The following is an 18,263-nucleotide window of genomic DNA, read 5'->3' as shown; positions in this document are numbered from 1 at the left end:
GCTCAGCCCTTCCCCGGGTGCAGCGTCCCGCAGGCCCCGCAGGTCCGGGCTTCCTCGGACGCGTAGAACTGCTCGAACACCGGCGGCAGATCGTCGACGATGTCCCGCACCTGCAGCTCCACCTCGTGCACCTTCGCGTCGCACTCCAAGCAGAACCAGACGAACTTCTCGAGCGTCCCTTCTTCCCGGATCCGCTCGATCACGATCCCGATCGAACCCTCCTGCGGACGCTGCGGCGAATGGTGCACGTTGCGCGGCAGCATCCACATCTCGCCCTCGCGGATGTCGACCCGCCGCGGGCCGTCGTCGGTCATGAGGTTGACGTGCATGTCGCCCTTGTACTGGTAAAACCATTCCTCGTACGGGTCGAGGTGGTAGTCGGTGCGCTGGTTCGGCCCGCCGACGACCTGCACGATGAAATCGCCCATCGGGGCCCACATCTGCTTGTTGTTGACCGGCGGCTTCAGCTCGTCCTCGTGTTCCTTGATCCACGCGGCGAAATCGAACACGGGCGGGATGGCGGTCATCGTTCCTCCTTGCCGGGGATCCGGGCGATCGCCTGGATCTCGATGAGCAGATGCGGATGCGGCAGCTGGTGCACCGCGACGGTCGTGCGCGCCGGACCGGTCTCGTCGAAGAACTCGCCGTAGACCTCGTTGTACCCGCCGAAATCGTTCATGTTGACCAGGAACACCGTCAGCTGCGCGAGGTCTTCGAGCCCAGCGCCGGCCGCGGCCAGGATGTCGCGGATGTTCTCGAGCACCGCGCGTGTCTGCGCCCGGATGTCCAAAGTGGTCACACCGAACTCGTCGGCCTCGGCTCCGGCGAACGTGTTGTCCGGCCGCCTGCTGCTGGTGCCGGAGACGAACACCAGGTCTCCGACCACCTTGACGTGCGGGAACCGCCCGCGCGGCGTCGCCTTCCCGGCGACGACATGGGCTTGCGCCACGCTCATCCCTCCTTCGTCCGAACGGAAACCGAACCGAGCCCGGCCACCCGCGCTTCGACGTGCGTTCCCGCTTTCAGCGCCACCGCCGCGGTCGCCGCGCCAGCCAGCAGCACCGACCCGCCGAGCAGCCGGTGCCCGTACGCGGCGGCCATCCGCTGCGCCGCCGGGAGTGCCCGCAGCGGGTCGCCGAGGATGTCGGCGGTCGAGCCGCTCGCGACAGTCTCGCCGTCGAAGAGCAGGTCAACCGCCAGCGCGTCCACCTCGCCGATGGGCGTCCACGGCCCGAGTACGAAGGCCGACGCCGAGGTGTTGTCGGCGACGACGTCGGCCAGGCTGAACCGGAAGTCGCGGTACCGGCTGTCGATGATCTCCAGCGCGGGCGCGACAGCGACCAGCTCGGCGTCCGGACCGAGCCGGAAGGCGACCTCGGGCTCGACCCGCGGATGGACGCCGCGGCTGACGTCGAACGTCCCGCCGTTCTCGATCCGCATCCGGTCGGTCAGCGAGCCGATGATGACGTCGGAGACGCCCATCTGCTCGGCCTTCGCCTTGCTCGTGAAGCCCAGTTTGACCCCCGCCAGCTTCTCGCCGCGCCCTTCGCGCAACGCGATTCCCGCGTGCTGTACGGCGTACGCCGCCGCCAGGCTCATCGGTTCGTCGCTGGTGAGCTGCGGAATCGCCTGTCCGGTGGCGGTCGCCCGGTCGAGCAGCGCCGCACGTTCTTCGATGGTCATAGCTGCACGCACACATTCGTCGGCTGGGTGTAGAAGTGCATCGAGTGCAGGCCGCCCTCCCGGCCGATGCCGGAAAGGCCGACACCGCCGAACGGCGAGCGGAGATCGCGCAGGTACCAGGTGTTGACCCAGGCCATCCCGACCCGCATCTGCTGCGCGACGCGGTGTCCTCGCTCGAGATCGGTGGTCCAGACGGCCGTGGCGAGCCCGTAGTCGGTGTCGTTCGCCAGCCGGACGGCTTCTTCCTCGGTGTCGAACGGGATCAGCGCCGCGACCGGCCCGAAGACCTCCTCGCGCACGACCCGCGCCGAGTTGTCCAGCCCGGTCCACAAGGTCGGCTCGATCCAGGAACCGCCCGCGAGGTCCGGCCCGAGTTCCGGAACCGAGCCGCCGGTCAGCACCGTCGCTCCCTCGGCGACCGCAAGGTCCAAATAGGACTGGACTTTCTTCCGGTGCTGCCGGGAGATCAACGGACCGGTCGTGGTGCCGGGATCGTCCGGACGCCCCAGGCGCAACGCCTTTGCCCGTTCGGCGAGCCCATTCGCGACCGCGTCGAAGACGGACCGCTCGACGTAAACCCGCTCCGTGCACAGGCACACCTGCCCGGTGTTCAGGAAAACCGACCGGGCGAGGCCGTCGAGAGTCTTCTCGAGATCGCAATCCGCGAACACCACCGCCGCGTTCTTTCCGCCCAGTTCAAAGGAAACCGGCCGGACCGACGGAGCGACCGCGCGCATGATCGCCGAGCCGGTCCGGGATTCGCCGGTGAACGTCACGCCATCGATGCCGCGGTGCGTGGTGAGGTACTCGCCGGCGGAATCAGGCCCGAAGCCGTGAACGACGTTATACACTCCGGCCGGCGCGCCCGCTTCCGCGATCACCTCGGCGAGCAAGGTGGCGGTCGACGGTGTCTCCTCGGACGGCTTGACCACCACCGCGTTGCCACACGCGAGCGCGGGCGCGACCTTCCAGGTCAACAGCAGCAGCGGCAGGTTCCACGGCACGATCACCGCGACCACGCCGAGCGGCTTGGGCACCGCGTAGTTCAGCGCCTTCCGGCCGTTCGGCAGGTCGGTCAGGAAGGAGTCGAGACCGGCCGCCGCGACCGTGTCGGCGAAAGACCGGAAGTTCGTCGCCGCCCGCGCGACGTCCAGGTCGCGAGCCAGGTGCTCCGGTTTGCCAGTGTCGCGAACCTCGGCGGCGACGAAATCCTCGCACCGCTCCTCGATCCGGTCCGCGATCCGGCGCAGCAAGGCGGTGCGCTCAGCCACCGACGCACGCCCCCACGGCCCGTCCAGCGCGGCGCGCGCCGCGGCGACCGCAGCGTCGACCACATCCGGTCCGGCCTCGTGGACGTGCGCGACGAGCGACCCGTCAACCGGGTCGAACTTCTCGAAAGTGCGCCGCCCGGCGACCCGGGTCCCGCCGACGACGTTGTGGAGTTCCGCAGCCATGAAACTGACCGTAGGGACGCCAGGAATGCCTGGCCAATGCTCTTTGCCGCCGCTGCCATAGCTGTTTGGGCATGCCTGTCTCGGCATAGTTTTCGCCGAAATGAGCATTGGCCAGGCATGACGGCGGCGGCGAAGGATGGATCCCGTGAGCCATCCGAACGTCGATCGCGACTACAGCGCGCAGGCCACGGTGACCGAGACCGAGTTCGACGCCGTGATGGCCCGCTATCGCTCCGCCTCCGAATCCGCCACCGCCGGTCTGGACGGCGAAACTGACCTGGCTTTCGACCCGCTCAGCGACGAACGGCTGGACGTCTGGGGCACCTCGCCAGGACAGTTGCGCCCCGTCGTCCTCGCCGTCCACGGCGGGTACTGGCGAATGCTCTCGCGCCACGACACCGCGTTCCTGGCCAGGGTTCTGTCCGACGCCGGAATCGCCACCGTCGTGCCCGACTACACCCTCGCTCCCGCCGCTCCCCTGGAAGAGATCGTGCGCCAGGTCCGCGCCGCCGTCACCTGGGTGTACCGCCACGGCGCCGAACACGGCCTCGACCCGCACCGCATCCACGTCGTCGGCAGCTCAGCCGGAGGACACCTGACCGCGATGACCGTCGTCAGCGGATGGCAACGCGCAGCCGGACTGCCCGAGGACGTCGTCAAAGGCGCGATGACGATCAGCGGCCTCTTCGACCTCCGCCCGCTCGTCGACTCGTTCGCCAACGCGTGGCTGACCCTCGACCCGACCCGCGCGGAAGCCCTCAGCCCCCTCTTGGCCCCGCCAGGCACCGCACCCCTGCACGTCGCGGTCGCCGAACACGAAGCCGCCGGATTCCACCGGCAGAGCAAGGCTTTCCACGCACACTGGCCCGTCCCCAGCACTTGGACCGTCGTGCCCGGCCGGAACCACTTCGACGTCTTCCTCGACCTGGCCGACCCCGGCTCCGCGCTCAGCCGCGCCCTGATCCGGCTCGTCCGCCCATGACGCTGGAACCGGGTCCGGCCAGTACTGTCGCCGGAATGGAGATGCCCCGCCTGCTCGACGGCCGCCTCAAGCTCAGGCACCTCGTGCTGGTGGACACCCTCACCGAGCAGGGCAGCGTCGTCGGCGCGGCCGCCGCCCTGCACGTCACGCAGCCGGTCGTCACGCGCGGCCTGCACGATCTCGAAGCCATCCTCGGCGTGCCGCTTTACGAACGCGGGCCGCGCGGAATCACACCGACCGAGTTCGGGACCGCGTTCACCGAACACGCGCGCGCCGTGCTCGCCCAGTTGACTCACGCCGCCCGGCACGTCGTGGAGATCGCCGACGCGACGCGCGGCCGGGTCGTCGCCGGTATCCATCTCGCGGGCTCGAATCTCTTGCTGCCACGAGCCATCGCGCACCTGAAAGAAGACCACCCGCTGGTCACCGTCGTCGTCCGGGAGGGAACGCCCGAATCGCTGCTCGTGGAGCTGACCGCGGGCCGCGTGGACGTGATCGTCGGCAGGCTGAGCGGTCCCGGCACCGAAGACACCCGGCGGCAAGCGCTGTACCAGGAGTCGATCCGCGTCGTCGCCGGCGTGCACCACCCGCTCGCCGCGCGCGAAAGCGTCTCGCTGGAGGACCTCGCCGACTTCCCGTGGATCGTGCCCGGCACCGAGACGATGCTGCGCCAGGAGCTGGAAAGCCTGTTCGCCCAGCACGGCCTCGACCTGCCCGCCAACCGCGTCGAGGCCACGTCGTTCCTCACCGTCCGGCAACTGCTCACCGAAACCGCGATGGTCGCCGCGCTGCCCGGCCTGCTCGGCGTGGACGACCCGCGGCTGGTCACCCTGCCGACGCCGCTGGAGAACATCGGGCACAGCGTCGGCCTGACCCTGGCCGCCGGACGCAGGCTGAACCCGGCCACGCAGGCGCTGATCGCGTCCCTGCGCACCGTCGCCGCGCAGATCGAAGACGCCTGACGCTTTCTGTCGTTTTCTTGACGACCGGCGTCAAACCGTGATACCTCATGGACCTCCGCGGAAGGAGCTTCCATGGGTTACCGCTTGTCCACCGTCGATCCGGCCCGCACCGCACTGGTCGTCATCGACATGCAGCACGATTTCCTGGCTCCGGGCGCCCCGCTGGAATCCCCGGCCGGCCGCGCTATGATCCCCGTCCTCAACGACACCGTCCGGTTCTGCCGCGACGCGGGCATCGCCGTGTTCTTCACCGCGCACGTCCACCGCCCCGACGGCTCCGACATGGGCCGGTTCGCCGACCTGTACCCGCCGATCGCGCAAGGTCAAGCGCTCATCGACGGAACTCCCGGCGCCGCGTTGTATTCCGAAGTGGACCGCAGTCCCGACGAGCCGCTGATCCCCAAGCACCGCTACAGCGCCTTCTACGGCACCGATTTCGAGATGCAGCTCCGCGGACGCGGCGTGGACACCCTGATCGCCACCGGAGTGACCACCGAGGACTGCGTCCACGCCACCATCCGCGACGCGATGTTCCGCGACTTCCGCACCGGAGTGCTGTCCGACGCGTGCGCCACCTACGACCACCCCGACCTGGGCCACGGCGCGATGTCCGCCGCCGAGGTGCACGCCGCCACGCTGGTCGTCCTCGCTCAGTCCACCGCGGACGTCCTGACGAGCACCGAATTCAAGACGCTCGCGGCAAAAGGGGCTGCCTAGCCCCTAGCGGTCGCCAACGCGTCGTGCGAGTGGATCCACGCCACCGTCTCGCCGATCCGTCCCAGTTCGACGTCCCTGGCGTCAGCCGCCGGACCGTCCGGCAGATGCAGCAGCGCGTTCGCCACCCACGAACTCCGCTGAACCGCCCGAGTCCGCGGCCGCCGCAGCTTCTCGTACCTGGCGAGCGCTGCCTCGCGCGAATCCCGCGCGAGGCACTCGGCGAGCGTCACCGCGTCCTCGATCGTCTGATTCGCACCCTGCCCATGGTGCGGCAGCATCGCGTGTGCGGCGTCGCCGAGGAGCACCACTCCGCCGCGATGCCAACGGTTGAGCGGATACTGACTGAACAATCCCCACCGTTGATACAACGTCGTCGCACTGACCATCTCGCGCACCGCCGGATGCCAGCCCTCGAAGGCCGTCTCGATCCGCTCCCGGGGAATGTCCTCCGTCCACGACTCCCCCGCCCACTCGGCCGGTTCGTCCAGCACCGCAAGGAAATTCACCACCGACCCGTCGCCGATCGCGTAATGCAGCAGATGCCCGCCCGGCCCCAACCAGAACTGCATCGCCCCCGGGTCCGGCAACGACGGCAACTGCGCCACCGGCACCAGCCCGCGAAACCCGCTCGAACCCGAGTACCGGGCAAGGGGCGCGTCATCCACCCACTTGCGGACGGCCGAATGCACCCCGTCCGCGCCCACCACCACGTCAGCGGTTTCGCTTGTCCCATCGGCAAACTCGAGCCGATACCCGGCCCCGGCCGAAACCACCGCGGTCACCTGCCGTCCAAGATGGACTTTGCCCCACGCGTCAGCCAGAATCCGCTGCAAATCCGCTCGATGCACCCCGAAATACGGCCCAGCGAACCGTTCTTCATAGGCGTCCCCGATCGGAAACGCGACCACCCGCCGCCCGTCCCGCCAATGCCGGTAAACCAGTTCTGTCGGCACCGCGGAACACGCGGCCAACTCGTCCCGCAACCCAAGCCGCTGCAGCACCCGGGACCCGTTGGCAGCCAACGCCACCGCCGCCCCGACCTCCCGCAATTCGGCCGACCGCTCGTACACCTCCGCCCCGATCCCGCGCTGCCGCAACGCGAGCGCGAACGTCAGCCCGCCGATCCCGCCGCCGACGATCGCCACCGAGAGTGCTTTGCCCGCCATCAGCCCTCCTCCGCCATGTACCGATCGGTACAGGAATGGACGGTACGGCGTACCGATCGGTACAGTCAAGGGGTGACTTCCGGAACCGGCCGCCGCGCCGAACTGCTGCAGCAAGCCGTGGACTACCTGGCGACGCACGGCATCGCGGACCTGTCGCTCGCGCCGATGGGCGAAGCGCTGGGGACGAGCAAGCGCATGCTGCTGTACTACTTCGGCAGCCGGGAAAACCTGATCACCGAAGCGATCGCCGCGAGCCGCCCGGACGTCACCGAGCTTTTCCGCTCCGTGCACGACGCGGAATCCCTCAGCGCCGCGGCCCTGGCCCTGTGGCAAGCGATCACCCGAGGCCGCCAGCAACGGCCGATCCACATCCTGTTCCAGGTGCTGGCCCTGGCCCCGACGCAACCGGAGCGGTACCTGGAAGTCGCCCGGGAAACGATCACCGCGATGGTGGATCCTTTGGTGCCGGTGTACCGGAAACTGGGTTATACCGAACCGGAGGCAGCCGCGCGGGCAAGCCTGCTGATCTCCGGCCTGCGGGGGTTGTGCCTGGACCGGATCGTGACTGGGGACGAGGAACGGATCGAGATCGCTGCTAGGGCGTTGATCGCTACAGCGGTCGCGCCGCCCGCCTGACTCCAGCGGCGGTTCAAATTCCTAGCCTTCAAGAACCGCAGGCAACTCAGCCACCGACCCCAGCACATGCGTGGCCCCGTGCGCCCTCAACGTCGCTTCGTCATGCGCCCCGGTCAACACCCCAGCCGCCACGGACGCCCCGGCCCGGCGTCCGGTCAGCATGTCGAATCCGGTATCCCCCGCCACCGCAACCGCGCGCACATCCGTGATCCCCAACCGCAGCACCGCAGTCAGCACCATGTCCGGGAACGGTCGGCCCCGCCCGCCGGCGTCCGCTGGGCACACCACCAGATCGGCCAGATCCGTCCACCCCAGCCGCCGCAGCAACGCATCGCGCGTGGCAGCCGAGAACCCCGTGCTCAGACACACCCGACGCCCCTGCGCACGCAACTTGTCGATCGCCTCCTCCGCACCGGGAAGTGGCGCAGCGACCTCGATAGCCTGCGCGGCAAACGCATTCTCGAAAACCTGATTAGCCTTCTCCGCAACCCCGTCAGCGGGAAAAAGCGCCCGGAAGACCTCGATCTTCGACTGCCCCATAGTGTCGCGGACGTAGGCATCCGCATCCTCGCGCTCCGGAGAGTCGGAAGGCACCCCCACCGATTCCAGCGCCGCGGAAAAAGCAGCCTCGACAGCACCGTCATCACGAACCGTCGTGCCAGCCATGTCCAGCACGACCAGCTCCACACCTCGCGTCATCGGACCCCCTCCACTTCCCGCCCGGTCACCGCGTGCACCGCGCTGATCAGGGCCATCGTCTCGATATCGGCCGCACTGCAGCCGCGCGAAAGGTCGTGCAGCGGCGCTGCCACGCCTTGCAGAATCGGCCCGAGCGCAGTCGCTCCGCCCAGCCGTTCCGCGATCTTGTAAGCGATGTTCCCCGCGTCAAGATTAGGGAACACCAACACATTCGCCCGCCCAGCGACAGTCGACCGCGGAGCCTTGGCCACCCCCACCGCGTCCACGACAGCGGCATCGAATTGCAGTTCGCCGTCCACGTCCACACCGGGAAGACGTTCCCGCACCAGCGAAGTAGCCTGTCGAACCTTGTCCACCGCCGAATGCTTAGCGCTCCCCTGGGTGCTGAACGACAGCATCGCCACAACCGGCTCGGTCCCGGTCAGCGCGCGGTGCGTCGAAGCCGCGCCGACGGCAATGTCCGCCAACGCGTCCGCATCCGGTTCCGGAACCACGGCACAGTCAGCGAAGGTGAGCGAGCGGCCGTCCTGCAACAGCATCAGGAAACAACTGCTCAAAGTCCGGACGCCGGGAGCGAGGCCGACAATCCGCAGCCCAGCCCGAAGCACATCGGACGTAGGTCGCGTCGCGCCAGCAAGGCAGGCATCCACCCGGCCCAACGCGAGAAGCGCAGCGGAGAGAGCGACCGGATCGTCGCGAACCGTCTCCACCCGGTCAGGAAACGCCGAAGCCAGCCGCGCGAGGACAGCGTCATCGCCAGCCAGGGCGGCAGTGTCCAGAAAAGGCGGCACCGAGAAACCAAGCTCCGCCGCAACAGCAGCGATCTCCGCCGCAGGCCCCACCAGAACCGGCTCGATCTCGCCGCGCTCGACCAGGTGGGCGGCCGCGGTGACGGCACGCGGATCAGCGCCGTCGGCAAGCGCGATCCGAGGACGGGCGTCGCCGACGCGGTCCCGCCAGGTCTCGGCCAGAGGGGCCATGGTCATCTCGCAAACTCCCTCGCGGACGGCAGTGCTCCCCGAGCAGGATCTCGGCCCCTGGCCCCAAGGGACAGAGCCAGAACAGCACCCGTTGACAGGTCCAGAAGGCCCCGAGCCTGGACCCGTCGACCGAGCGGTTTCTGGCACTTTCGCGGTGGCCAGTCCTCCCGCACTCTCGGTCGGACCACACACGGCAGATGGGAGCAGGCGATGAAGATCGGTGTGCCTCGCGAGGTCAAGAACCACGAATACCGGGTGGCGGCGACGCCGGCCGGAGTACACGAGTTCACCTCGGCCGGCCACGAGGTCTTCGTGGAGCGCGGCGCGGGCGAAGGCTCGTCCATCCGCGACGAGGACTACACGGCCGCCGGCGCGAAGCTTCTCGACCACGCGGACGACGTGTGGGGCACCGCGGACATGGTGCTGAAGGTCAAGGAGCCGGTCGCCGAGGAGTACCACCGGCTGCGTTCCGACCAGCTGCTGTTCACCTACCTGCACCTCGCCGCGAGCGAGCCCTGCACCAAGGCCCTGCTCGACGCGGGCACGACGTCGGTGGCCTACGAAACGGTCCAGCTGCCGAACGGTTCCCTTCCGCTGCTGTTCCCGATGAGCGAGGTGGCCGGACGGCTGGCCCCGCAGGTCGGCGCGCAGACGTTGATGCGCGTCAACGGCGGGCGCGGCGTGCTGATCGGCGGCGTCTCCGGGGTGCCGCCGGCCCGCGTGGTCGTGCTGGGCGCGGGCGTCGCCGGGATGAACGCGGTCGCCGTCGCGGCCGGGACCTGGGGCGACGTCGTGCTGTTCGACAAGAACGTCGACAAGCTCCGCGCCGCCGACCGGATGTACCAGGGCCGCATCCGCACCGCCGCGGCGAACTCGTACGCGATCGAGCAAGCAGTACTCGAAGCCGACCTGGTGATCGGCGCGGTGCTCGTCCCGGGCGCGAAGGCCCCGAGCCTGGTGTCCAACGAGACGGTCTCGCGGATGAAGCCGGGCAGCGTCCTCGTGGACATCTCGATCGACCAGGGCGGCTGCTTCGAGGACTCGCGCCCGACGACCCACGCCGACCCGACCTTCCGGGTGCACGAATCGGTGTTCTACTGCGTGGCCAACATGCCGGGCGCGGTCCCGCACACCTCCACGCACGCGCTCACCAACGTCACGCTCCCCTACGCGCTGGAGATCGCGAACAAGGGCCTGCGGACCGCGGTGCAGGACACGCCGGAACTCCGCGGCGGCGTGAACACGGTGGCCGGGGCGCTGACCTACGAGCCGGTCGCCGTGGCGCACGGCCTGCCCGTCACCGACGTCGCCGACGCGCTGGCCTGAGCCTCCCGGCGTGGCGCGGGCTGGGAAAACCGGCCACTGCGAGTTACGTTTCAGCCCACCCGCTCCACGCCGGCCACTTGGGAGAGCGCACTTGCCACGCACCTTGATCGAGATCGACCGCTCGTCGGACGAACCGCTGTACCGCCAGGTCCGGCGAGCGATCGAGCACGGGATCGCCATCGGCACGTTCGACCCGGCCCGCCGGCTGCCCAGCTCGCGGGAGCTGGCCGTCGAACTGGGCGTTTCCCGGAACACGATCAACCTCGCCTACCAGGAGCTGGTCGCCGAGGGCTACGTGGAAAGCCGCGAGCGCAGCGGATTGTTCGTCAACGGCGAGATGCGCCCGCACTGCGCGGTCGAGGAACGAGACACCGAATCGCGCATCGACTGGGCCGGCCGGGTTCGCCGGTTCCCGGACGCCGACGTCGCCCACATCGAGAAACGCACCGACTGGGCGAGTTACCCGTACCCGTTCCTCGCCGGACAGGTCGACATCACCGCGTTCCCAGCCCGGTCCTGGACGCGCTGCCTGCGCGACGCCCTCTACCGGCCGCATGTCTTCCACAGCCTGCAGGACAGCGTCGGCTCCGACGACCCGATGCTGGTCGAGATGGTGTGCCGCCAACTGCTGACCACCCGAGGCATCGAGGCCGATCCCGACGAAGTGCTGATCACCGTCGGCTCGCAGCAAGGCCTCGACCTGCTCGGCCGGGTGCTGCTCGGCCCGGACCAGGTCGTGGCCATCGAAAACCCCGGCTACCTCGACGCCCGGCACATCTTCCTCCGCACCGGCGCCCACGTGACCGGAATCGACGTCGACTCCCGCGGTCTGCAGCCGCCTGAGTCGCTGGATGGTGTCGACCTCCTCTACCTCACCCCCAGCCACCAGCACCCCACCAATGCGACCCTGAGCATCGGCCGCCGTCGCCAGCTTCTCGCCCAGGCCGCCGCGTCCGGCACGGTCGTCGTAGAAGACGACTACGACAGCGAATTCCGCTACCAAGGCAGCCCGACCCCGGCGTTGAAGGCCCTCGACAACTCCGGCGACGCCGTCTACCTCGGCACCTTCTCCAAGTTCCTCTCCCCCGGCCTGCGGCTCGGCTACCTGGTCGGACCGCGCGAACTGGTGCGCGCGCTGCGCGAAGCCCGCCGGTACGTCCTGCGCCACCCGCCCGGCCAGCTGCAACGGGCGCTGGCGCTGCTCATCGAAAGCGGCGAGTACCACCGTTCCCTGCGCCGCTACCGCACGAAACTGATGCGCAAGTGGACCGCCACCTGCGCCGCGGTCACCGAATACCTGCCGTGGGCGCAAGGCCCGTACCCGCCCGGCGGCGTCAGCCTGTGGATGACCGGACCGTCCGAACTGGACTGCCGCCTCCTGGTGGAGCGCGCGGAGGAGCTGGGAATCCTCATCGAACCCGGCGACATCTTCTTCCTCGGCGAGGACCCGCCGCGCAACCACTTCCGCATCGGCTTCTCCGCCACGCCGCCGTCCGCGATCGACCCCGGGATCCGGCTGCTCGGCGACGTCTGCCGGGAGCTGCTCGACGCCTGACCGGCCCTGCGCTGGCACCACGCGCGCGTAGCTTTCTGGACCTGTTCGCGGGCCAGCTCCCCCGGCACTGTCTTGGGGGCAGGACACGTGGACAAGGAGGTCCCATCGTGGGCGAACCCGCGGTATCCGCTCGTCCGGCCCCCGACCTGGTGGTGCTCGGGGGCACGGTGCTGACCCTGGACCGAGGCGGGACGCGGGCGTCCGCGCTCGCCGCCCGCGACGGCCGGGTCACCGAAATAGGCGACGACCGCGCGATCGCCGCCCTCGCCGGTCCCGAAACGACAGTGCTCGACCTCGCCGGACGCACCGTCGTCCCGGGTTTCGTGGAATCGCACAACCATCCGTCGTTCTTCGGCATGGCGCTGGCCGCCCCGGTCGACGCCGGAAGCCCGCCCAATGACCGGATCAGCGACATCGCCGACCGCGTCCGGCAGGCGGCGCGCGATTTCGGCCCCGGCGAATGGATCAAGGGTTTCCGTTACGACGACACGCTGCTCGCCGACAACCGGCACCCCACCCGGCACGACCTGGACCCGGTCTCCCCGCGCAACCCCGTCCTGCTCACTCATGTGACCGGCCATTTCAGCGTGGCGAACTCCGCCGCGCTGCGAGCCGTCGGCATTACCGCGGCCACTCCCGACCCGCCCGGCGGCGTCATCGCCCGCGACGAACGCGGCGAACCGACCGGCCTCCTCATCGAGACCGCGGCATTCCTCGTCAACTCCGCGATGCCCTCGCAAGGCCCCGACGAACTGGCCGAAGCGCTGCAGCTGGCCGACGCCGAGTACCTGCGGAACGGCGTCACTTCGGTGCACGACACCGGAATCGGCCTGATCGGCGGCGAACAGGAACTAGCCGCGTACCGGATGCTGACCCAGGCGGGAAAGCTGCACACCCGCATCCACGGCTATCTGTTCCACACCCTCCTGCCCGGCCTCGCCGAGGGCACCCCCGAATCGCCGGATCCGTCCAATCCGGACGGATTCACCATGAACGGCATCAAGATCGTCGCGGACGGCTCGATCCAGGGCCGCACCGGCTGCCTGGCCGAGGGCTACACCTGCGCCCCCGACGACCACGGCATGATGCTGCTCGAACCGGACGAACTGTCCCGCCGCATCGCCGCGCTCGACGCCGCGGGCTGGCAGGTCGCGGTGCACGGCAACGGCGACGCGGCGATCGACGCCATCATCGACGGTTACGCCCGCCTCGGCGCACCGGAAGGCACCGGCCGACGGCACCGCATCGAACACTGCCAGACCGCCCGCGAAGATCAACTGGACCGGATGGCGGAAAACGGCATCGCCGCGTCCTTCTTCATCAAGCACGTCTACTACTGGGGCGACCGGCACCGGGACGTGTTCCTCGGCCCGGAACGCGCTCGCCGGATCAGCCCGCTCGCGTCGGCCCGCTCCCGCGGAATCCACTTCGGACTCCACTCCGACACCCCGGTCACGCCGGTGCCGCCGCTGGAAGGCATCTGGTGCGCCGTCGCCCGGCAAACGAGCAGCGGCCAGCTGCTAGGCCCGGAACAGGCGATCGACGTCGAAGCCGCCCTGCGCGGGTACACGATCGACGCCGCCTATCTGGCCGGCGAGGAGGAGAGCAAGGGCAGCCTCGAAATCGGCAAACTCGCGGACCTCATCGTGCTGTCCGAGGATCCGACCGCAGTGGACCCGAGCCGGATCCGCGACCTGACCGTCGACGCCACGGTGATCGGCGGACAGCTGGTCTGGCAACGCGATCCCGTCGAGACCGGAGGCGTCCGATGATCCGGAGCTGGCCGAGCCTGTGCATCGGGCTCGGCATCCCCGCGGTCGCGATCCTCGGCGGAACTCCGCTGGTGGCGGGCTCGCCCGCGACCGTCGCCGGGTTCCCGCTCGTGTTCTTCTGGATGTTCCTCTGCTTCCCGCTGACCACGCTCTGCCTGTGGATCAGCTGGCGATTCTTCGACCGTCAGCACTACCCGGCCGACAAGCCCGCAGCGAAGGAGGACCAGTAATGCTGATTCTCATTGTCGCCGTCGTCATGGTGCTCTCGATCCTGCTGGCGCTGTGGGCGGGCCGCTCGTCGCGCGGCGGCGGGATCTCCGAATTCCTGGTCGGCGGCCGCTCGTTCCCGCCGTGGCTGCTGTACTTCCTGGCGGTCGGCGAGGTGTACAGCATCGGCACGATGATCGGCTTCCCGAGCGGGATCTACGCCCACGGCGCGAGCTACGGAATCTGGTTCCTCGGCTACATCCTGCTCGCCTATTCGCTGGGCTATTTTCTCGCCCCGCTGGTCTGGCGCGCGGCACGCAAACACGACGCGATGACCGTCCCGGACGTTTTCGGCCGCCACTACAGCAGCCGGACACTCGAACTGATCACCTGCGTCACGATGCTGATCGCGCTGGTGCCGTGGGGCCAGTACCAGTTCATCGGCCTGCAGGTGGTGCTGAGCAACCTCGGGCTGAAACTCACGCCCGTGCAATGCGTCCTGCTGGCCGGGGTCATCGCGTTCGCCTACATCGCCGTGTCCGGCATCCGCTCCCCCGCGTTCGTGTCGATCCTCAAGGACGCGTTCATGCTGCTCGGGGTCGTGCTCGTCGGCCTGGCCGCGGTGCTGGTCGCCGGCGGGACGTCCGGGGTGACCGGGCCGGAGGCGCTGGCCAGAGCGCAAACCACGATGGGCGGCCAGGATCTCTGGTTCGCGATGACCACGATCCTGTTCCAGAGCGTGGTTTTCTACCTCGGCTTCGGTGGCGCGTACGTGTTCCCCGCGCGTTCCGAGCGGGCGGTGAAGAGTTCGACGGTGTGGATGCCGCTGTACATGCTGATCTACCCGTTCCTCGTCTTCGCCGCCTACTACGGGCTGAAACAGCATCCCGGGCTGAAGAACCCGAACACGGTCTTCATGGTGACCGCGAAAGGCCTTCTCCCGGAACCGGTTCTGGGCCTCGTGGCCGCCGGTGCCGCGTTGTCCGGCGTGCTGGTGCTGTCCGCGACAGCGTTGGCGATCGGCGGCATGGTCAGCCGCAACCTGGCCCCGAACGTCCGCCCCGCCGCACAACGGCGCTGGACGGTCGTGGCAGTGGCGGTGTTCCTGGTGCTTGCCGCCGTGCTCACGCTGACCGCCTCGACGCTCATGCTCACCGTGCTGAACCTGACTTACAACCTGCTCGCCCAGGTCGTGCCGGGCTGGCTGGCGATCCTGTTCGCGCGGCGGGTCCGCACCGCCGCGATCGCCACGGGCATGGTGGTCGGAGTGGTGACCGCGGTCGTCCTGTACGCCACCGGCGTGACGCTCGGCGGCCTCAACACCGGTCTGGTGTCGATGGGCGTCAACCTGGTCATCGTGTTCGGCTGGAGCCTGCTCGCACCGGGCAAGCGACGCTCTCCGATCGCCTTGGAGAGTGGTACGGAGGCGTCAGCGAGTCCGGCTGCGGCAGCCGCACATTGAGGACGTCGTGAGTGTTTATGCCGGTTAGAACCGGCATAAACACTCACGACACCAAGCCGAGGATCTCGCGGAAGGCACGAAACCCCGTGCCTTCCGCGGCGTCCAGCGCCACGCTGCGGCGGTAGTACGCACTAAGATCGAGCCCGACCCCGATCCCATACACCTCCGTCTCGCTCCGCTCCAGCCCATCAGCCACCTGCACGAGATGGCGGTCGAGGTAACGCTCCTCATTGGCCAGCACAGTCGCACCGTCCATCGGACTTCCGTCCGACAGCACGAAAACCAACCGCCTCCGCGCCTCGCACGCCCGTGCCCGCTCAGCCGCCCACGTCAACGCCTCGCCGTCGATGCCCTCGCGGAACAGATCGGCTTTGAGCAACGCCGCGACGTCCCGTCGAGCGCGCCGCCACGGTGTCGCAGCGTCCTTGAACACCAGATGCCGACGCTCATTGAGCCGCCCCGGCTGTTTCGGCCGCCCAGCGCGCATCCAGTCCCGCCGTGCCCGGCCGCCGTGCCAGGAAGCCGTGGTAAAGCCGAGAATCTCGCAGCTGGCACCGGCGAGATCGAGCGCGCGAGCGAAGAGATCAACAAGCACCGCAACGGTTTCCCGGTGCGCCTTCATCGACCCTGAGCAGTCGATCAGAAACGTGACCAGCACATCCGCGACCGGTTCCGTCCGCTCGACCCGAAAAACTCGATGGTCCGCAGGCGTCGCGATCAACCGCGCGAGCGCCCGGCCGTCGATCTGGCCTTCCTCCTGCGCCCCGTCCCACCCGGACCGTTCTGGCTCAGCAAGTACCGCCGTGAGTTCTCGCGCGAGCCGAGCCACGTTGACGCCCTGCTTCGCCACCCGCGCATCAAGCCGTTCGCGCAACTCCCGCAGTAATTCCGGCCGCACCAACGGTCCCGCCCGATCCTCGCGGTCGTAGGCAGTGGTGAAAACCCGATACTGCCCAGCCGCCACCGGTCCTTTGTGGTCACCGAGACCCGCGATACCGCCTTCCTCGCTGCCGGTTTCGTCGTCGAAATCCAGCAGCAACGCGTACGCCGCAGTTTCCGCTTCGTCCTCATCCTCTTCGGACTTCTCCGGCTCCAGCAACGCCGCGACCGCTTCAGCCAACGCCCGCGCATGCTCGGCGAACGCAGCCTGATCAGTCCGGTCCCGCCGAAGCCCAGCCAACTGCGTACCGATCATCGGCGCGATGGCTGCCCGAGTCGCCTCGATCAGATCCTCGGTCTCTTCCACCACTGGCTCGCCAGTGATCCGAGCCCGCGCGACCTGCGCGACGGTGTAAATCAACACACCGCGCGCCGTCTCAGTCAGTCCATTGTGGTGCGCCGACAGCGACCACCGTTCGTGCCGCCGCCGCAAATTCGCCGTTATGCCAGGAAAACCGGCCGGAACCAACGACTCGACCCGGAACTGCTCCAGCAGCTCGAACAACAGCCGCTCGACGCCGCCCTCCGGCCGCAACCGCTGGTGCAGCTCCCGATCAGAGCGGCTCAGGTGCAGCGCCATCCCGTCGGCCGCACCGCGAAAAGACGGCAGATCCTCGTCCTCCGCCCGCAAATGCGGCGCGGGCAGCGGCACCGGCCGGGTCCCGCGATGCAGGCGCCCGCCCCGGAAATGCGCGTCCGGCGACCCGCTGACCGCCCGGATCGCCGCCGCGGACAGTTCCTCGACCTGCTGGCGCCGCCGCGTCTCGGGCGTGCTCACGCCGCGGCCAGCTCCTGGTCGAAGCAGCGCTGGAAGTACTCGGCGACGACCGGCCGTTCGGCCTCGTCGCATTTGTTCAGGAACGTCAACCGGAACGCGACCGCCGGATCCGTGAAGATCTCGCAGTTCTCCGCCCAGGTGATGACCGTGCGCGGCGACATCAGCGCGGACAGATCGCCCGCCCGGAACCCCTCGCGGGTCAATCCGGCGACCGCCACCATCGCCTCGATCAACGACCCGGACAGCCCCGGCACGCGCGCCCGCACGATCGCGATTTCTTCCTCAGGCGGCAGATAATCCAGCGCGGCGACGATGTTCCACCGGTCGATCTGCGCGTGGTTGAGCCGCTGCACGCCGTGGTACAGCCCGTTGAGATTGCCCAGCCCCACCGTGTTGGCCGTGGCGAAGAGCCGGAAACCCGGATGCGGGCGCAGCACGGTGTTGCTGTCGATCAGCGTGAATTTGCCGTCCCGTTCGAGCAGTCGCTGGATGACGAACATGACGTCCGGCCGTCCCGCGTCGTACTCGTCGAGGATCAGCGCGGTCGGCCGGCGCAGCGACCACGGCAGGATCCCCTCGCGGAATTCGGTGACCTGCTTGCCTTCGCGCAGCACGACCGCGTCCTTGCCGACGAGGTCAAGGCGGCTGATATGACCGTCGAGATTCACCCGAAGGCACGGCCAATTCAGCCGCGCCGCGACCTGTTCGACGTGCGTGGACTTGCCGGTGCCGTGCAATCCCTGCACGAGCACGCGCCGGTTGTGCGCGAACCCGGCCAGCAACGCGAGCGTCACGTCCGGGTTGAACCGATAGGCCGGGTCGACCTCGGGCACGTGCTCGTCGGCTTCGGAGAAGCACGGGACTGTCATGGACGAGTCGAGACCGAACGCGTCGCGCACGGCGATCCGGGCGTCGGGACCGTTGCCGTTCAACGGGTTCATCGGA

18 protein-coding genes are annotated in these 18,263 nt (G+C 68.8%); 9 read left to right on the top strand and 9 right to left on the bottom strand.

Features of this window, described 5'->3' with window-relative positions:
• Positions 1–2 precede the first annotated feature (2 nt).
• From D0D37_RS04160 to D0D37_RS04145, 4 genes are read right to left on the bottom strand one after another with little or no spacing between them, the layout of a single operon-like run.
• Complete coding sequence (locus tag D0D37_RS04160) at positions 3–527, bottom strand: 3-hydroxyanthranilate 3,4-dioxygenase (RefSeq protein ID WP_116199151.1); 525 nt, start codon at positions 525–527, stop codon at positions 3–5.
• Positions 524–949 (bottom strand): RidA family protein, encoded by a 426-nt coding sequence (locus tag D0D37_RS04155; RefSeq protein ID WP_244223372.1) that lies wholly within the window; start codon positions 947–949, stop codon positions 524–526. The genes D0D37_RS04160 and D0D37_RS04155 overlap by 4 nt, the downstream gene beginning before the upstream one ends.
• 2 nt (positions 950–951) lie before the next feature.
• Positions 952–1,683, bottom strand: coding sequence for a 2-keto-4-pentenoate hydratase (locus tag D0D37_RS04150; protein WP_116199149.1), 732 nt, complete (start codon positions 1,681–1,683; stop codon positions 952–954).
• Positions 1,680–3,137 (bottom strand): 2-hydroxymuconic semialdehyde dehydrogenase, encoded by a 1,458-nt coding sequence (locus D0D37_RS04145; RefSeq protein WP_116199148.1) that lies wholly within the window; start codon positions 3,135–3,137, stop codon positions 1,680–1,682. Before D0D37_RS04145 ends, D0D37_RS04150 begins: the two co-directional genes overlap by 4 nt.
• Positions 3,138–3,282: 145 nt before the next feature.
• Between D0D37_RS04145 and D0D37_RS04140 the strand changes: the two genes are divergently transcribed.
• From D0D37_RS04140 to D0D37_RS04130, 3 genes are all read left to right on the top strand, one after another.
• Positions 3,283–4,119 carry an alpha/beta hydrolase gene (locus tag D0D37_RS04140; protein ID WP_116199147.1) on the top strand — a complete coding sequence of 279 codons (837 nt, stop codon included), beginning with the start codon at positions 3,283–3,285 and terminating at the stop codon, positions 4,117–4,119.
• Positions 4,120–4,154: 35 nt separating this feature from the next.
• Positions 4,155–5,081, top strand: coding sequence for a LysR substrate-binding domain-containing protein (locus D0D37_RS04135; protein ID WP_116199146.1), 927 nt, complete (start codon positions 4,155–4,157; stop codon positions 5,079–5,081).
• 72 nt (positions 5,082–5,153) lie between these two features.
• The gene (locus tag D0D37_RS04130; protein WP_116199145.1) at positions 5,154–5,798 is read left to right on the top strand and encodes a cysteine hydrolase family protein; all 645 of its coding nucleotides are present in this window, start codon (positions 5,154–5,156) and stop codon (positions 5,796–5,798) included.
• Here the strand turns inward: D0D37_RS04130 and D0D37_RS04125 are convergent.
• Positions 5,795–6,964, bottom strand: coding sequence for an FAD-dependent monooxygenase (locus D0D37_RS04125; protein WP_116199144.1), 1,170 nt, complete (start codon positions 6,962–6,964; stop codon positions 5,795–5,797). The two genes, D0D37_RS04130 and D0D37_RS04125, sit on opposite strands and share 4 nt — an antisense overlap.
• A gap of 72 nt (positions 6,965–7,036) precedes the next feature.
• Between D0D37_RS04125 and D0D37_RS04120 the strand changes: the two genes are divergently transcribed.
• Complete coding sequence (locus D0D37_RS04120) at positions 7,037–7,600, top strand: TetR family transcriptional regulator (RefSeq protein WP_208719793.1); 564 nt, start codon at positions 7,037–7,039, stop codon at positions 7,598–7,600.
• 21 nt (positions 7,601–7,621) lie between these two features.
• Here the strand turns inward: D0D37_RS04120 and D0D37_RS04115 are convergent, their stop codons facing one another.
• Together D0D37_RS04115 and D0D37_RS04110 are read right to left on the bottom strand one after the other, a co-directional pair.
• A complete protein-coding gene (locus D0D37_RS04115) occupies positions 7,622–8,299 on the bottom strand; it encodes a phosphonatase-like hydrolase (protein ID WP_116199142.1) in 678 nt (225 codons plus the stop codon).
• Positions 8,296–9,285: a phosphotransacetylase gene (locus D0D37_RS04110; RefSeq protein WP_116199141.1), complete on the bottom strand. Its 990-nt coding sequence runs from the start codon at positions 9,283–9,285 to the stop codon at positions 8,296–8,298. Before D0D37_RS04110 ends, D0D37_RS04115 begins: the two co-directional genes overlap by 4 nt.
• A gap of 204 nt (positions 9,286–9,489) precedes the next feature.
• On the opposite strand from D0D37_RS04110, the gene ald reads away from it, so the two are divergent.
• The 5 genes from ald (at position 9,490) to D0D37_RS04085 (ending at position 15,601) form a co-directional block, all read left to right on the top strand.
• Complete coding sequence (gene ald, locus D0D37_RS04105) at positions 9,490–10,605, top strand: alanine dehydrogenase (RefSeq protein ID WP_116199140.1); 1,116 nt, start codon at positions 9,490–9,492, stop codon at positions 10,603–10,605.
• A 91-nt stretch (positions 10,606–10,696) separates the two neighbouring features.
• Positions 10,697–12,160, top strand: coding sequence for a MocR-like pyridoxine biosynthesis transcription factor PdxR (gene pdxR, locus D0D37_RS04100; RefSeq protein WP_116199139.1), 1,464 nt, complete (start codon positions 10,697–10,699; stop codon positions 12,158–12,160).
• 107 nt (positions 12,161–12,267) lie between these two features.
• Complete coding sequence (locus D0D37_RS04095; protein ID WP_116199138.1) at positions 12,268–13,932, top strand: amidohydrolase; 1,665 nt, start codon at positions 12,268–12,270, stop codon at positions 13,930–13,932.
• The gene (locus D0D37_RS04090; protein ID WP_116199137.1) at positions 13,929–14,162 is read left to right on the top strand and encodes a DUF3311 domain-containing protein; all 234 of its coding nucleotides are present in this window, start codon (positions 13,929–13,931) and stop codon (positions 14,160–14,162) included. The genes D0D37_RS04095 and D0D37_RS04090 overlap by 4 nt, the downstream gene beginning before the upstream one ends.
• Positions 14,162–15,601, top strand: coding sequence for a sodium:solute symporter family protein (locus tag D0D37_RS04085; protein ID WP_116199136.1), 1,440 nt, complete (start codon positions 14,162–14,164; stop codon positions 15,599–15,601). The genes D0D37_RS04090 and D0D37_RS04085 overlap by 1 nt, the downstream gene beginning before the upstream one ends.
• A 43-nt stretch (positions 15,602–15,644) precedes the next feature.
• Here the strand turns inward: D0D37_RS04085 and D0D37_RS04080 are convergent, their stop codons facing one another.
• Entirely contained in the window at positions 15,645–17,318 is a 1,674-nt protein-coding gene (locus D0D37_RS04080; protein WP_244223371.1) for a cobaltochelatase CobT-related protein, read from the bottom strand.
• Positions 17,315–18,259, bottom strand: coding sequence for an AAA family ATPase (locus D0D37_RS04075; RefSeq protein ID WP_116199135.1), 945 nt, complete (start codon positions 18,257–18,259; stop codon positions 17,315–17,317). The genes D0D37_RS04080 and D0D37_RS04075 overlap by 4 nt, the downstream gene beginning before the upstream one ends.
• Between the last annotated feature and the right edge of the window lie 4 nt (positions 18,260–18,263).

The sequence above is a fragment of the Amycolatopsis circi genome, assembly GCF_003385235.1.
Classification (GTDB): domain Bacteria; phylum Actinomycetota; class Actinomycetes; order Mycobacteriales; family Pseudonocardiaceae; genus Amycolatopsis; species Amycolatopsis circi.
The sequence above is the reverse complement of the archived record's forward strand: the minus strand, read 5'-3'. Positions and strand labels throughout refer to the sequence as shown.

Excerpts from the sequence above, each read along its gene's own strand:
- D0D37_RS04160 (WP_116199151.1), bottom strand. The coding sequence starts at position 527 with ATGACCGCCATCCCGCCCGTGTTCGATTTCGCCGCGTGGATCAAGGAA.
- D0D37_RS04150 (WP_116199149.1), bottom strand. The coding sequence starts at position 1,683 with ATGACCATCGAAGAACGTGCGGCGCTGCTCGACCGGGCGACCGCCACC.
- D0D37_RS04145 (WP_116199148.1), bottom strand. The coding sequence starts at position 3,137 with ATGGCTGCGGAACTCCACAACGTCGTCGGCGGGACCCGGGTCGCCGGG.
- D0D37_RS04135 (WP_116199146.1), top strand. The coding sequence starts at position 4,155 with ATGGAGATGCCCCGCCTGCTCGACGGCCGCCTCAAGCTCAGGCACCTC.
- D0D37_RS04130 (WP_116199145.1), top strand. The coding sequence starts at position 5,154 with ATGGGTTACCGCTTGTCCACCGTCGATCCGGCCCGCACCGCACTGGTC.
- D0D37_RS04125 (WP_116199144.1), bottom strand. The coding sequence starts at position 6,964 with ATGGCGGGCAAAGCACTCTCGGTGGCGATCGTCGGCGGCGGGATCGGC.
- D0D37_RS04115 (WP_116199142.1), bottom strand. The coding sequence starts at position 8,299 with ATGACGCGAGGTGTGGAGCTGGTCGTGCTGGACATGGCTGGCACGACG.
- D0D37_RS04110 (WP_116199141.1), bottom strand. The coding sequence starts at position 9,285 with ATGACCATGGCCCCTCTGGCCGAGACCTGGCGGGACCGCGTCGGCGAC.
- ald (WP_116199140.1), top strand. The coding sequence starts at position 9,490 with ATGAAGATCGGTGTGCCTCGCGAGGTCAAGAACCACGAATACCGGGTG.
- D0D37_RS04090 (WP_116199137.1), top strand. The coding sequence starts at position 13,929 with ATGATCCGGAGCTGGCCGAGCCTGTGCATCGGGCTCGGCATCCCCGCG.
- D0D37_RS04085 (WP_116199136.1), top strand. The coding sequence starts at position 14,162 with ATGCTGATTCTCATTGTCGCCGTCGTCATGGTGCTCTCGATCCTGCTG.
- D0D37_RS04075 (WP_116199135.1), bottom strand. The coding sequence starts at position 18,259 with ATGAACCCGTTGAACGGCAACGGTCCCGACGCCCGGATCGCCGTGCGC.